The organism is Mycobacterium spongiae, assembly GCF_018278905.1.
GTDB classification, from domain to species: domain Bacteria; phylum Actinomycetota; class Actinomycetes; order Mycobacteriales; family Mycobacteriaceae; genus Mycobacterium; species Mycobacterium spongiae.
Map to the genome: position 1 here is coordinate 4606385 of NZ_CP046600.1, position 15164 is coordinate 4621548.

Sequence of the window (15164 nt, forward strand, 5' to 3'; positions counted from 1 at the left end):
AGCGGCAGTGGACAACAACAAGCGGCGCAGAGAAACGCACTGGCCCAAGGAACTAGCGTCGATCGGCTCTATCCGGTTTGGCCGCCGCTCGTCCAATTTCACAGAGACAGTGCGTTTTTACCGTGAACTGGTCGGGTTGCCGCTCTACGAGACATTTGAAGCAAGCTTCGGCAGCAACGGCGCGATATTCGGGTTGCCCAATTCTAATCTGACCCTCGAAATCGTGGAGGCAGTCGACACCGTCACGGTGGACGCTCACGAACAACTGTGTCTGTACTTCCCCGACCGCCAGTCACAACGCGAAGCCATCGCGCGGCTGCAAGAGGCGGCGGCGGAACCGGTGGAGCAGCATCCGTACTGGGAAGCGACCGGCGCGGTTACCTACCGCGACCCGGACGGCCGCGAAGTAGTGTTCGCGCCCTTCGTATTCGGGGTCAACGAACCCGGTAACAGCTCCGCCTCAGGAAAACACGAGTTTCCGTCGGACTGAGAATCCTGTCACGGCACCCCGTCACGTCGACGATGGCGCTCAGCGACGCGACCTACCAACGATCGCAGCCGCTGCCACCGCCCACAGCGAGCATGCCAGCGCACCCACCGCACTGGTCGCGCCAACGTACAGCCCGTACTCGGCCGACACCGGCGGATTGACATTCAGCTGGTAGTACCACGCCGTCAGCGCCACGATCAGTAGCGAAATAATCAGCGCAGCAAGCGAAGAAACCCGCACCGAAAGGCCGCGGCCTACCATCGCGCCAGCCACCAGCAGCGTCGACGACAGCAGGACGATAAGCTGGCCTGGGCCGAATCCTGGCGGAAGGGTGAGGCTGCCGTGAGCACCCCCGATGGCATTGGCCCAGCCCCCGCCGTTGACCCCCGTCGTCAGCCACGGCATCCAGGTACTAGCGGCGACGCTTGCGGCGAATAGGGCCACCAGCCAGCCGGGGCGCAACGGGCGAGCCATGGTTGCGACAGTAATCGGATGCGAAACCGATTCGCCGCCCGGCACGCGCAGCGGTCGCGCTGGCCACCGTCATAGTGGTGCCAACGCGACTGACGGTCTGTCGCGGCAAAGCAGGTTAGGCCCGGTCCAGACCCGGTTCAGGCTGGTGTGAACACGGTAACGAAGTTCTGTAGTGATTCCTGGATGTCGGTTCTTAAGGCGGCAGCCACAATCAAGCCGATCGGCCCGAACAGCGCAGGACCGCCGAGGTGCACGTCGAAGCTCACGAGGGCGCCGTCGTCCTTGGGCGTAACCTTGGCGATGAGCTTCACTTTGACACCGCCGACACCGGCACCATTGAGCGTCATGCCTTCCGGCGGCTTGTAGCGCACGATGGTCCATTTGATTCGGTTGGGCATGCCCTTGACTTCGACGATCGACTCGACGACCGCACCCTTTTCCAGGGTTTCCGGCAATTTGCTGCGCCACACGCGGTGAATCGTCAACCACTCTCGGTAGCGCGACAGATCGGAGGCATGCGTCCAGGCCTCCTCCGGGAGTAGGGGTACGTCGATCTGTCCGGAGAGTTTTGCCATGTGCTTACTTCTGCTGGTCGTTCGTGTCGATAACTTTCTTGGCCTCGTCCTGCACCTTGTGGATGGTGTCGGAGTATTTGCGCTGCGTCCTCTCGTCGACGAACTCGCCGGCCTTGTCGATCGCCGTCTCGACCTTGTCCGCGTTCTGCGACAACAGGTCTTTGGCTTTGTCCAGGAATCCCATGCGCACCATCCTCTCCCCCGGTCCCCAATATGCGCGAGGACCCTACTTCGGTGGTGAACCCTACTTGGGGCGCCCTTGCTCAGCCAACCGACTACTCGTCAACAACGAGCCGTCACGGCACGCTGCCGATGAGGAACAAGCCAGAGAGTTGGCTGCCGATATTCCCGATACCTGAGACAAAGCCCTGCGTCGCTAGGCCCAGAGCGTTGGTGTTGCTGATGCCCGACACGGTATTGCCGAGGTTGGTCAGACCCGAGAGCAGGTTGCCGTAGTTCACATAACCCGACACCAAAGAACCCACGTTGCCCAGGCCCGAAATGACATCGCCGATGTTGCCGAATCCCGACACGCCATCGCCGGTGTTGATGAAGCCCGACGACAGACCAGCGGAATTCCCGAAGCCCGGGGCCGGCAAGACGTTGATGAACGGAACGTTGATGGGGCCCAGACCGGCGCCGATGGCGGCGCTCAGCATTGTGGTGTCGCCACCCAGCGTGAGAGCGATGGGGATTTGGCCGATATTGATTTCTTCGTTGACGACCGCGATGGGGGTAATCGTGGAGTTGATGGGTGCTGTTATGTCAACCGGTAGACCGCTGATAGGCAGTGTGAAGTCTATGTCCGGAGTTGGCGGGAATGGATCAGGTGGGTCCGGGATGGGGATAGTGATGTCGATATCTACTCCACCGGACTGCCCGTCAACAGTGAGCAGGAGGTTCAATGGGATGTCGCCGCCGGCGGGCCCGCGCAGTGCGAAGGGGTTGATGGTCAGGCCGGTGATGTCACCGGTGATGGGGAGTTTCAGAACCCCGCCACCGGTCAGGGTAAGCGGGATCTCGGGGATGGTCAGGGTGTAGTCGGCGGCGATGTGGCCCTGGTTGTCACCGCGCCAGAACAACCCGTTGTTCTGCTCGCCGGAGATGAACGCGCCGGTGTTGACATCGCCGGTGTTGCCCACCCCGGTGTTGGCGTCGCCGGTGTTGAACCAGCCCGTGTTCACCGCACCGTGATTAAACGAGCCAGTGTTATACACACCGGTGTTGGCCCCACCGGTGTTGTAACTGCCCGCGTTGCCCCACCCGGTATTGACCAACCCCGAGTTCAACCACCCCGTGTTCGTGCTGCCGGCGTTGCCGAACCCGGTGTTATAGGACCCCGAGTTGCCGATCCCGAAGTTGCCGGTCCCGGAGTTGAACAACCCGATATTCCCGGTCCCGGAGTTAAACAAACCCACATTGCCGTCACCGGTGTTGAAGGAACCGAACCCGAACTGATTATCCCCGGTCAGCCCGATACCGATATTGTTGTTGCCCTGGTTAGCGAAACCGAAGTTACCGATCCCCATATTGCCGAAACCGGTGTTGAAGCTGCCGGTATTACCCCAACCCCGGTTCCCATGACCACTGTTACCGCCACCAACATTGGCATCACCCACATTGCCGCCACCGACATTGCCATCACCGATGTTGGCGACCCCGACGTTGCCGTCACCGACGTTGCCGCCACCGACATTGCCAACGCCCACATTGCCGCTACCCAGGTTCTGATCACCAAGGTTGGCATTGCCCAGATTCAGCCCACCGTGGTTAGCAAAACCGGCGTTCAACAAGCTCCCCTGGCCGGGCCCCTGGGAGAACACCCCCGCCAGAGAATCGCCCACATTGCCCACACCCGACCCAAAGTCGCCGATCGTGTTGGCCCACCCCGACAGGCTGTCACCGAGGTTCAACACCCCCGAGCCCAACGCCCCCACATTGCCCACACCCGAATACCCCACACCGCCCACGGCGAGATTCCACCACCCCGAACCCCCACCCACATTGCCAAAGCCCGACGCACTACCGGTCCCACTATTGAAGAACCCCGACGACGGCCCACTCGTGGAATTCCCCAACCCCGGCCCCGCCGGCACCTGCAACACCGGAATCACCACCGGACCCACACCGGGTCCCGAAACCGCCAACTGCAACGGCTGACTCGAACCGCCCACCAGCAGATTCAGCGACGGACCGGTAATCCTGATCTCATCGACCACAATCGGCCCAACAAACCCGGTGAGGCTGTTCCCGCCACCAGGGGTCCCGGTCAGGGCTATTGGCGGAATCGCGAAAGAGCCGATGACGATGTCACCGAGATGGCCTGCTATCGGGATGTCGGGGAGGGGGATGTCCACCGCCAGGCCGAGGGAGATTTCTGGGATGGTTATCGTGAAGTCGAATCCTGCCTGGCCTTGGCCGTCGCCGCGCCAGAAGAAGCCGTTGTTCAGGCTGCCCTGGTTGAACCCGCCGGTGTTGAAGTCCCCGGTATTGGCCCAACCGGTGTTGTAGTCACCGCTGTTGAACCAACCCGTGTTGGTGTGGCCCGGGTTGAAGTCCCCGGTATTCGACGCCCCGGTGTTGAAACTGCCCGTGTTGTAGCTGCCCGTGTTGCCCACACCGGTGTTCAACAACCCCGCATTGAACACCCCGGTGTTGTAGCGGCCCGCATTGAACAACCCCGTATCAAACTCACCGGAGTTACCCACCCCCCAGTTCCCAGTGCCCGAGTTAAACAACCCCACATTGCCGGTACCGGAGTTGAACAACCCCACATTGCCGGTGCCGGAGTTCCAGCCCCCGAACCCGACCTCGCCGGTCCCACTGAGCCCGATACCGATATTGTTGGTCCCGGTATTGCCGAACCCGATATTATTGAAACCCGTGTTACCGAGACCGACATTGTAATCGCCCGCATTACCGAACCCGACATTATACGATCCCAGGTTCCCCGGCCCGAAGTTGTACTCACCAATATTGCCCGACCCCAGGTTGAAGCTACCCAGGTTCCCGAACCCGAAGTTCGCACCACCACTATTCCCGAACCCGAAATTCCCGCTCCCGAAATTCCCCGAACCGACATTGCCCACACCCAGATTCGCCAACCCCGCATTAAAAATGCTCATCCGGTCCGAGCCGGCGTAGAACAACCCCGACAGACCGTCGCCGACATTGCCCACACCCGACGTCACACCACCGGCCATGTTGGTGTTGCTCAGGCCCGACAAGGAGTTACCCAGGTTGGCAAAACCCGACAGCACGTTGCCGATGTTCTGGTAGCCCGAGGCCAGGGAACCCACGTTGCCCAAGCCCGAGACGGCGTCGCCGATGTTGCCGAAACCAGACGCACCGCCACCGGTATTGAAGAAGCCCGACGACACCCCACCGACATTGCCGAAACCCGGACCCGGCGAGACATGGATGATCGGGATGGTGACCGGCCCCAGACCACCGGCAACAGTCGCACTCACCGGCGTCGTGCCGCCGGGGTCACCCACCACAAAATCGTCCAACGTGATCAGGCTAATGGTGATCGGCGGGGCCTGGATTGCGCCTATCTGAGCGTTGATATCTACGCCGATTGAAATCGGCAGCTGCGGTACGGTGAAGCTAAAATCCAGGTCAGTACCCGGGATGTCGAAGCTGAGATCCCTGGCACCGGTTGACCCGAGCAGGGTGAAATGGCCCAGAACTGGTATTCCAAGGCCGTTTCCTCCGTGCACCCAGAAGCGATTAATGGTCATACTGCTGATCTCGCCGCTAATGGGCAGGTGCAGAAAGCCGCTGGCGTTGACGTCCAGTGGGATCTCGGGGATGGTCAGAGTGTAGTCGGCGGCGATGTGGCCCTGGTTGTCACCGCGCCAGAACAACCCGTTGTTCTGCTCGCCGGAGATGAACGCGCCGGTGTTGACATCGCCGGTGTTGCCCACCCCGGTATTGGCGTCGCCGGTGTTGAACCAGCCCGTGTTCACCGCACCGTGATTAAACGAGCCAGTGTTATACACACCGGTGTTGGCCCCACCGGTGTTGTAACTGCCCGCGTTGCCCCACCCGGTATTGACCAACCCCGAGTTCAACCACCCCGTGTTCGTGCTGCCGGCGTTGCCGAACCCGGTGTTATAGGACCCCGAGTTGCCGATCCCGAAGTTGCCGGTCCCGGAGTTGAACAACCCGATATTCCCGGTCCCGGAGTTAAACAAACCCACATTGCCGTCACCGGTGTTGAAGGAACCGAACCCGAACTGATTATCCCCGGTCAGCCCGATACCGATATTGTTGTTGCCCTGGTTAGCGAAACCGAAGTTACCGATCCCCATATTGCCGAAACCGGTGTTGAAGCTGCCGGTATTACCCCAACCCCGGTTCCCATGACCACTGTTACCGCCACCAACATTGGCATCACCCACATTGCCGCCACCGACATTGCCATCACCGATGTTGGCGACCCCGACGTTGCCGTCACCGACGTTGCCGCCACCGACATTGCCAACGCCCACATTGCCGCTACCCAGGTTCTGATCACCAAGGTTGGCATTGCCCAGATTCAGCCCACCGTGGTTAGCAAAACCGGCGTTCAACAAGCTCCCCTGGCCGGGCCCCTGGGAGAACATCCCCGCCGGAGAATCGCCCACATTGCCCACACCCGACCCAAAGTCGCCGATCGTGTTGGCCCACCCCGACAGGCTGTCACCGAGGTTCAACACCCCCGAGCCCAACGCCCCCACATTGCCCACACCCGAATACCCCACACCCGAATACCCCACACCGCCCACGGCGAGATTCCACCACCCCGAACCCCCACCCACATTGCCAAAGCCCGACGCACTCCCGGTCCCACTATTGAAGAACCCCGACGACGGCCCACTCGTGGAATTGCCCAACCCCGGCCCCGCCGGCACCTGCAACACCGGAATCACCACCGGACCCAGACTCGGACCCGAAATACCCAACTGCAACGACTCGTTCTGACCCCCAACCAATATGTTTACCGATGGACCATCGATGATGATCGGATCCACCACAATCGGCCCGACAATGGCGGTCAGATTGCCAAACACTGGCAAAGCCGGAATCGTGAAGGAGCCCAACACGATCTGACCGAGCTGGCCCGTAATGGGGATGTTGATGGGAACATCCGCAACCAGGCCCAGGGAGATTTCCGGGATGGTCAAGGTGAAGTCGAAACCACCCTGGCCCTGCTCGTCGCCGCGCCAGAAGAAGCCGTTGTTCAGGCTGCCCTGGTTGAACCCGCCGGTGTTGAAGTCCCCGGTATTGGCCCAACCGGTGTTGTAGTCACCGCTGTTAAACCAACCCGTGTTGGCGTGGCCCGGGTTGAAGTCCCCGGTATTCGACGCCCCGGTGTTGAAACTGCCCGTGTTGTAGCTGCCCGTGTTGCCCACACCGGTGTTCAACAACCCCGCATTGAACACCCCGGTGTTGTAGCGGCCCGCATTGAACAACCCCGTATCAAACTCACCGGAGTTACCCACCCCCCAGTTGCCAGTGCCCGAGTTAAACAACCCCACGTTGCCGGTACCGGAGTTGAACAACCCCACATTGCCGGTGCCGGAGTTCCAGCCCCCGAACCCGACCTCGCCGGTCCCACTGAGCCCGATACCGATATTGTTGGTCCCGGTATTGCCGAACCCGATATTATTGAAACCCGTGTTACCGAGACCGACATTGTAATCGCCCGCATTACCGAACCCGACATTATACGATCCCAGGTTCCCCGGCCCGAAGTTGTACTCACCAATATTGCCCGACCCCAGGTTGAAGCTACCCAGGTTCCCGAACCCGAAGTTCGCACCACCACTATTCCCGAACCCGAAATTCCCGCTCCCGAAATTCCCCGAACCGACATTGCCCACACCCAGATTCGCCAACCCCGCATTAAAAATGCTCATCCGGTCCGAGCCGGCATAGAACAACCCCGACAGACCGTCGCCGACATTGCCCACACCCGACGTCACACCACCGGCCATGTTGGTGTTGCTCAGGCCCGACAAGGAGTTACCCAGGTTGGCAAAACCCGACAGCACGTTGCCGATGTTCTGGTAGCCCGAGGCCAGGGAACCCACGTTGCCCAAGCCCGAGACGGCGTCGCCGATGTTGCCGAAACCAGACGCACCGCCACCGGTATTGAAGAAGCCCGACGACACCCCACCGACATTGCCGAAACCCGGACCCGGCGAGACATGGATGATCGGGATGGTGACCGGCCCCAGACCACCGGCAACAGTCGCACTCACCGGCGTCGTGCCGCCGGGGTCACCCACCACAAAATCGTTCAACGTGATCGGACTAATGGTGATCCGTGGAAATTCGAAGCCGTTTACGGCGGAAACGACACCGACGCCGATAACAATCGGCAACGGCGGTATCGGTACGGAGATATCCTCGTCGATGACGGGAACGGTGACGTCGACACTGATCCCTTGAGATTGCAGCCCGAGCAGGTTGAGCGTGAGATCCAGCGGGATGCTGCGCACGATGAAGGGCTCGACGCTCAGGCCGGTGACTCTGCCTTCGATGGGGATTTGCAGGGTGCCGCCGCCGTCGATGGTGAGTGGGATTTGGGGGATGGTCAGGGTGTAGTCGGCGGCGATGTGGCCCTGGTTGTCACCGCGCCAGAACAACCCGTTGTTCTGCTCGCCGGAGATGAACGCGCCGGTGTTGACATCGCCGGTGTTGCCCACCCCGGTATTGGCGTCGCCGGTGTTGAACCAGCCCGTGTTCACCGCACCGTGATTAAACGAGCCAGTGTTATACACACCGGTGTTGGCCCCACCGGTGTTGTAACTGCCCGCGTTGCCCCACCCGGTATTGACCAACCCCGAGTTCAACCACCCCGTGTTCGTACTACCGGCGTTGCCGAACCCGGTGTTAAAGGACCCCGAGTTGCCGATCCCGAAGTTGCCGGTCCCGGAGTTGAACAACCCGATATTCCCGGTCCCGGAGTTAAACAAACCCACATTGCCGTCACCGGTGTTGAAGGAACCGAACCCGAACTGATTATCCCCGGTCAGCCCGATACCGATATTGTTGTTGCCCTGGTTAGCGAAACCGAAGTTACCGATCCCCATATTGCCGAAACCGGTGTTGAAGCTGCCGGTATTACCCCAACCCCGGTTCCCATGACCACTGTTGCCGCCACCAACATTGGCATCACCCACATTGCCGCCACCGACATTGCCATCACCGATGTTGGCGACCCCGACGTTGCCGTCACCGACGTTGCCGCCACCGACATTGCCAACGCCCACATTGCCGCTACCCAGGTTCTGATCACCAAGGTTGGCATTGCCCAGATTCAGCCCACCGTGGTTAGCAAAACCGGCGTTCAACAAGCTCCCCTGGCCGGGCCCCTGGGAGAACATCCCCGCCAGAGAATCGCCCACATTGCCCACACCCGACCCAAAGTCGCCGATCGTGTTGGCCCACCCCGACAGGCTGTCACCGAGGTTCAACACCCCCGAGCCCAACGCCCCCACATTGCCCACACCCGAATACCCCACACCCGAATACCCCACACCGCCCACGGCGAGATTCCACCACCCCGAACCCCCACCCACATTGCCAAAGCCCGACGCACTCCCAGTCCCACTATTGAAGAACCCCGACGACGGCCCACTCGTGGAATTGCCCAACCCCGGCCCCGCCGGCACCTGCAACACCGGAATCACCACCGGACCCACACCGGGTCCTGAAATCGCCAACTGCAACGACTCGTTCGGGCCCCCCAGCCGCAAGTCCAGGGACGGTCCCATGATCGTGATCGGATCCACGACAATCGGCCCAATAGTGCCAGTCAGCAGATTCCCGCTGAGGGTGTTCACGTGCAACGCCGGAACCGTGAAAGACGGGACAGTAATCGCAGGAGGGGCGCCAGTGGTGATAGTCCCGACGGTGCCGATGATCGGAATGTCCAAGGGGACGTCCACAGCCAGGCCCACTCCGATGGCCGGGATGGTTATCGTGAAGTCGAATCCTGCCTGGCCCTGCTCGTCACCGCGCCAGAAGAAGCCGTTGTTCAGGCTGCCCTGGTTGAACCCGCCGGTGTTGAAGTCCCCGGTATTGGCCCAACCGGTGTTGTAGTCACCGCTGTTGAACCAACCCGTGTTGGTGTGGCCCGGGTTGAAACCACCCGTGTTGGACACACCCGTGTTGAAACTGCCCGTGTTGTAGCTGCCCGTGTTGCCCACACCGGTGTTCAACAACCCCGCATTGAACACCCCGGTGTTGTAGCGGCCCGCATTGAACAACCCCGTATCAAACTCACCGGAGTTACCCACCCCCCAGTTCCCAGTGCCCGAGTTAAACAACCCCACATTGCCGGTACCGGAGTTGAACAACCCCACATTGCCGGTGCCGGAGTTCCAGCCCCCGAACCCGAACTCGCCGGTCCCGGTCAACCCGATACCGATGTTGTTAGTGCCGGTATTGCCAAACCCGATATTGTTCAGTCCGCTGTTGCCCAATCCGATGTTGTAGTCACCCGCGTTACCGAAACCGACATTGTAGGATCCCAGGTTCGCCGGCCCGACGTTGTAGCCACCAATATTCCCCGACCCCAGGTTAAAGTCGCCCAGATTCCCGGAACCGAAATTCACCCGCCCACTATTTCCGAACCCCACATTGCCGTCCCCCGCACTCCCAAAACCAACATTGCCCACACCCACATTCGCCAACCCCGCATTAAATATGCTCATACGGCCCGCGGGGCCGTTCAAGGCTTCCTGGGCAGAGGTGATGAGCGACGCAGCCGCCGCGCCGGGGTTCTGCACCAGGGAAACAAACGGCGTCAACGCTGACACCGCCGCCGATGCACCCGTGTGGTAGCCCAACATGGCCGCCACATCTTGGGCCCACATCTGCTCGTATTCCGCCTCGATGGCGGCGATCGCCGGGGCATTGAAGCCCAGGAGGTTGGACCTGACCAGAGACACCAGTTGCGAACGATTGGCCACGACGGCAGCGGGATGAACCGTCGCGGCCAGGGTCGCCTCAAATGCGGCCGCTGCGATCCTGGCCTGCCCGGAAACCTGCTGCGCCTGCGCTCCGGTGGAGGTCAGCCACCCGACGTAGGCGCCTGACGCAGCAGCCATCGCGGCCGATGCGGCACCCTGCCAGGACGAGTGCGCCAGCTCCGAAGTCACTGCGGAGAACGTGGCTGCCGAGGATCCCAATTCTGTGGCCACCGCTTCCCACGCCGCGGCCGCGGCGAGCATCGGGCCTACCCCGGGACCACCGAATATACGGACCGAATTAATTTCTGGTGGCGACACCACATAACTCATCGCCGTGCCCTCTCACAGGTGACTTATTGCGTCTGCGAGCCGCCGATCACCACACACGACAACCAGCCAATCTCCAGGATTGCCCCGTCGCTCCAATGCGGCTGGTTGCGCGGACGATTAGGTGTTCGCGGCCGTAGTGGAAGGACTTTATCAGAAAGAGTGACCACTGGTCATCGTTGTCGCTAAATTACTGACAATGTAAAGTTTCTTTACACAACACAATGTTCATTGCCGATGCACTTTCGACTAAACCGCTATTTTGTTATGAGAACTATCTAGATTGATCTGACGACCACACGCGCGGTCGCACGCCGAGCACCCGAGCCCGGATCCACCACACGGCCTCGATGGTCGCTGCAGCCACCACGCCGATCCCGAGCGCGATCGACGTCGTCGTGAGATCGGAGGTGTCGAGGAGAAACTTCTCCCGCGCCACCGGAAGGCTGAAGATCACCACATAAGCCAGACCGGAGGCGAGCACCAGAGCCACTCGCCACCACCGATAGGGGCGCGCGACCACCGCGAGCACCCATAGCGCGGCGACCAGCAGCGTGATCAGCGCCGCAGTCGATGCCTGATCCTGTTCCTGCCAGGAAGCGTGCCGACCCTGGTAGGCCACCAGATACGACGCAAAGGTCGCAGTCCCAACAACGAGGCCGAACGGCACCGCAGACGTCAAAACGCGTCGCACGAAACCGGGATACGCCCGCTCAGTGTTGGGCGCCAGAGACAGGACAAAAGCCGGAATGCCGATGGTGAACCAAGCCGCGATCGTGACGTGGATCGGCTGGAACGGGTACAACAGGGGATCTCGTCCTATCGGTACGGCAATCAAGCACTCAATACCCACCAACAGGGCCAACAATACCGAGTACACCGTTTTGGTCAGAAACAGATTCGCGACTCGCTCGATGTTGCCGATGACCCGACGGCCCTCGCCTACCACATGCGGCAACGTGGCAAACCTGTTGTCCAACAGTACGATTTGGGCAACCGCCCGCGATGCAGGGCTGCCGGCGCCCATCGCCACACCGATGTCGGCATCCTTGAGGGCCAGCACGTCGTTGACGCCGTCGCCGGTCATTGCCACCGTATGCCCGCGCGATTGCAGCGCATGCACGATGGCGCGCTTCTGGTCGGGCCGGACCCGGCCAAAGCTAGTGAAAGAGTCCAGCGCTTCAGCCAGGTTTTCTGGTTCGCGGGGAAGCTCGCGCGCATCCATCGCCTCGCCACCGAGCCCTAGCTTTTCGGCGACCGCGCCCACCGATACCGCGTTGTCACCGGAGATCACCTTGACCGAAACATTTTGTGCTGCGAAATAATTCAAGGTCTCGTGGGCATCGGGTCGCACCTTCTGCTCGAGCACCACAAGCGCCGCCGGAGTGATCTGTCCCGGCGCTTCGGGGTGGTCAACCGGCACGCTGCCGACACCGAGCAGCAGCACCCGCAATCCCCGGGCGCCGATCCGCTCGGCCTGTCTGGCGGCATCCGAACCCGGATCGAGCAACACGTCCGGCGCGCCGATGACCCAGTTGCCGTGGTCGCGATAGGACACCCCGCTCCACTTGGTCGCCGACTTGAAAGGCGCCGTCGCAGTGGCGATCCAGCCCGGTGTGGCATGAAAAGTCGCGGCCAGCGCCTGCATGCTGGCGTTGGGCCGAGCATCAGCGGCAGCCAGGGACGCCAGTGCATCGGCGAGGCTCTCCCCGCGACCGGTCTCGCCAACCTCCACGACGTCAGAGACCCGCATGCCCGCGTCGGTCAACGTGCCGGTCTTGTCAGCACACACCACGTCCACTCGTGCCAACCCCTCGATGGCTGGCAACTCCTGCACCAGGCATTGCCGCTGACCGAGCCTGACTACGCCGACCGCAAACGCGATCGACGTCATCAGCACCAGGCCTTCGGGGACCATGGGTACCAACGCCCCAACCATCCGCAGCACCGATTCCCGCCATCCCACGTGCGTGGTGAACAACTGGGTGTAGATGGTCAGCAGGCCGGCCGGCACCAGCAGATAGGTGATAAACCGCAGAATCTTGTTGATTCCGTTGCGCAATTCGGATTTCACCAAGGTGAACTTGCTTGCGTCAGCGGCCAGTTTGGCGGCGTACGCTTCGCTGCCTACTTTGGTGGCGCGATAAGCGCCGGCACCGGAGACGACGAAACTCCCCGACATCACCTCATCGCCGACGTCCTTGGCGATGGGGTCGGCCTCCCCCGTCAGCAGGGATTCGTCGACCTCCAGGTTTTCGTCCTCGACGACCTCGCCGTCGACAACCACCTGATCCCCCGGTCCAAGCTCGATGATGTCGTCGAGCACGACCTCATGGGGCGGCAACGTGACTGACCCGGATTGCCTGCGCACCATCGGTTTGGCCTGCCCGACGATCGCGAGCTTGTCCAGCGTCTGTTTGGCGCGAATCTCCTGGACCATGCCGATGATGCTGTTGGCGATAATGAGCAGCCCGAACATCCCGTTGATCACCGAGCCCGTGGTCATCACGATGAGCAGCAGCACGCCCAGAATCGCATTGATCCGGGTGAACACGTTGGCCCGGATGATCTGCGCGACGCTGCGGGTGGACCGCTCCGGAACGTCGTTGCTCTTGCCCTCCGCGACCCGCTGGGCCACCTCGGCATCGGTCAGCCCCGGGGCCCGCACCGAGGGCAGGGTCATCGGGTGAACGTTCCGAGCTTGTCGGAGTTGTAGTACTCCAACTTCAGCGTGGCGCCGGGAGAGTCGGTCGAACCCGAGAAAACAGCCTGAGAAATCGTTCCGGGAGGCGCATTTTCGGCCGTTATCTGAAATGAGAAGGTATCCCCGTCCCAGTGGGTCAAACCGAATGTCTGATTCTTCGGCCCCAGCGCCAACCACAGTCGGCCGTCGCGTTCGGTCACGGTAGCCGCACCCCAATAGTCATTGGCATAGACGCCGACGTAGTCGCTCAGCGGCCTGGCCGGAGCAGGGTTTGCCGGAGGCTGCTTGCCCACCAGCGAGCCGACCGGAGCCGTGAGCGGAGCCATCCTTTTCTTGTACAGGGCCGTCCAGTCCTCGCGGAACTGCCCATACTGCACGAGGTCGATGAACTCGGCAGTCAGCGCTTCGGCCACACCGATCGGCGCGGCGTTGGTCAGCACGATGATGCCCAGGTCCTCAGATGGCAGCACCGCGAAGTTCGTCGCGGCTCCCATGGCGAAAGCACCGGAATGGCCGTACTGGGTGCGCCCGGACGAGGTCACCGACGTGTTGAACCCGTAGCCGTAGAGACTGGCCCGCGCCGCGGGGGACCTGGCATGCCCCGAGATCATCTGCGGGGTATACGCGGGGAGGAGCGCTTCCGGTGACGTAATCTGCCGGCCCTTGTACACACCGTTGGCCAGCACCATGGTCAGCCACCGCGCCATATCGCTGACCGACGAACTCACCCCTCCGGCGGGTGTCTGTGCATCCGGATCCCGCTGGAACCGGGACTTCCACGTGTCGCCGACCTTGACGTGGTTGACCGCGTGGTTGGGCCGGGCCAGGAAATCGGCGAACCGTGAACTTGTGGACCTCATTCCGAGGGGCTGGTAGAGCACCTCCGCTGACAGGTCCTCCCAGGACTTGCCCGCCACGGCCGCGACGGCTTCGGCCGCCGCGGTCACTCCGAAGTTGGTGTACGCATAACTGATTCGAAAAGGATCCAGCGGGAGGTATTTCAGGCGCTCAAGCACCTGTTGGCGGTCATAGCCCAAATCCTCCAACAGGTCACCGGCATGGTCGGGTAGCCCGGAGCGATGCGAGTACAAGTCGGCAACGGTCACATGCCCAGTGACATACGGGTCGCTGAGCTCAAACCATGGCAGCTTCGACACCACGGGCATGTCCCAGGTGACCGCGGCGGTGCTGACTTCATGCGCCACCACGGTGGCACCGACCGATTTCGACATCGACGCCAACTGGAATACGGTGTCGGCGTCAACCTGGTTGTCCGAACCGTCGCCCTTTCCTGCATCCCGGACTCCGAAGCCCTTGGCGTACACAGTCTTTCCTTCGCGAACGATCGCCACCGCCATTCCTGGGATGCCGGTGTCGTTCATGAGCGCGCTCACCAGGCCATCGACTTTTGAGATGGCGTCGTCGATTTGACTGGCAGGAATCTCGAGGCCCGACACCTCGTTGGGAGGGGTATCCGGGAATGCCGGAAACGAGAAATCCTGCTGCGCGGGACCGCACCCGGCTAGCGCCAACACCAACGCGACTGCGGCCGTCACCGCGCGTTTGCCCATGGCCGCACTTTAGCTTCCGAACCCCACATGCACGAGGGCACTTTGCGGCCGCGC

Annotated in this window: 7 protein-coding genes; 1 reads left to right on the plus strand and 6 read right to left on the minus strand. The window is 61.6% G+C overall.

The annotated features are described in order from the left end of the window. Positions 1-7 precede the first annotated feature (7 nt). The gene (locus F6B93_RS18670; protein WP_211696412.1) at positions 8-490 is read left to right on the plus strand and encodes a VOC family protein; all 483 of its coding nucleotides are present in this window, start codon (positions 8-10) and stop codon (positions 488-490) included. A gap of 39 nt (positions 491-529) precedes the next feature. Here F6B93_RS18670 and F6B93_RS18675 read toward each other — a convergent pair whose 3' ends face one another. From F6B93_RS18675 to F6B93_RS18700, 6 genes are all read right to left on the minus strand, one after another. Further along, entirely contained in the window at positions 530-964 is a 435-nt protein-coding gene (locus F6B93_RS18675; RefSeq protein WP_211696413.1) for a hypothetical protein, read from the minus strand. A gap of 137 nt (positions 965-1101) precedes the next feature. Continuing rightward, entirely contained in the window at positions 1102-1539 is a 438-nt protein-coding gene (locus F6B93_RS18680) for a type II toxin-antitoxin system Rv0910 family toxin (RefSeq protein WP_211696414.1), read from the minus strand. Positions 1540-1543: 4 nt separating this feature from the next. Next, positions 1544-1723 carry an antitoxin gene (locus F6B93_RS18685; protein WP_211696415.1) on the minus strand — a complete coding sequence of 60 codons (180 nt, stop codon included), beginning with the start codon at positions 1721-1723 and terminating at the stop codon, positions 1544-1546. 112 nt (positions 1724-1835) lie between these two features. After that, on the minus strand, positions 1836-10838 hold the full coding sequence (locus F6B93_RS18690) for a PPE domain-containing protein (RefSeq protein ID WP_211696416.1): 9003 nt from the start codon (positions 10836-10838) through the stop codon (positions 1836-1838). Positions 10839-11109: 271 nt separating this feature from the next. Then, entirely contained in the window at positions 11110-13518 is a 2409-nt protein-coding gene (locus F6B93_RS18695; protein ID WP_211696417.1) for a cation-translocating P-type ATPase, read from the minus strand. Beyond that, positions 13515-15110 (minus strand): serine hydrolase, encoded by a 1596-nt coding sequence (locus tag F6B93_RS18700; protein WP_211696418.1) that lies wholly within the window; start codon positions 15108-15110, stop codon positions 13515-13517. Before F6B93_RS18700 ends, F6B93_RS18695 begins: the two co-directional genes overlap by 4 nt. Between the last annotated feature and the right edge of the window lie 54 nt (positions 15111-15164).

Bases quoted from the DNA above. Each gene is read 5' to 3' on its own strand.
- F6B93_RS18675 (WP_211696413.1), bottom strand. From the start codon at position 964: ATGGCTCGCCCGTTGCGCCCCGGCTGGCTGGTGGCCCTATTCGCCGCA.
- F6B93_RS18680 (WP_211696414.1), bottom strand. From the start codon at position 1,539: ATGGCAAAACTCTCCGGACAGATCGACGTACCCCTACTCCCGGAGGAG.
- F6B93_RS18685 (WP_211696415.1), bottom strand. From the start codon at position 1,723: ATGGGATTCCTGGACAAAGCCAAAGACCTGTTGTCGCAGAACGCGGAC.
- F6B93_RS18690 (WP_211696416.1), bottom strand. From the start codon at position 10,838: ATGAGTTATGTGGTGTCGCCACCAGAAATTAATTCGGTCCGTATATTC.
- F6B93_RS18695 (WP_211696417.1), bottom strand. From the start codon at position 13,518: ATGACCCTGCCCTCGGTGCGGGCCCCGGGGCTGACCGATGCCGAGGTG.
- F6B93_RS18700 (WP_211696418.1), bottom strand. From the start codon at position 15,110: ATGGGCAAACGCGCGGTGACGGCCGCAGTCGCGTTGGTGTTGGCGCTA.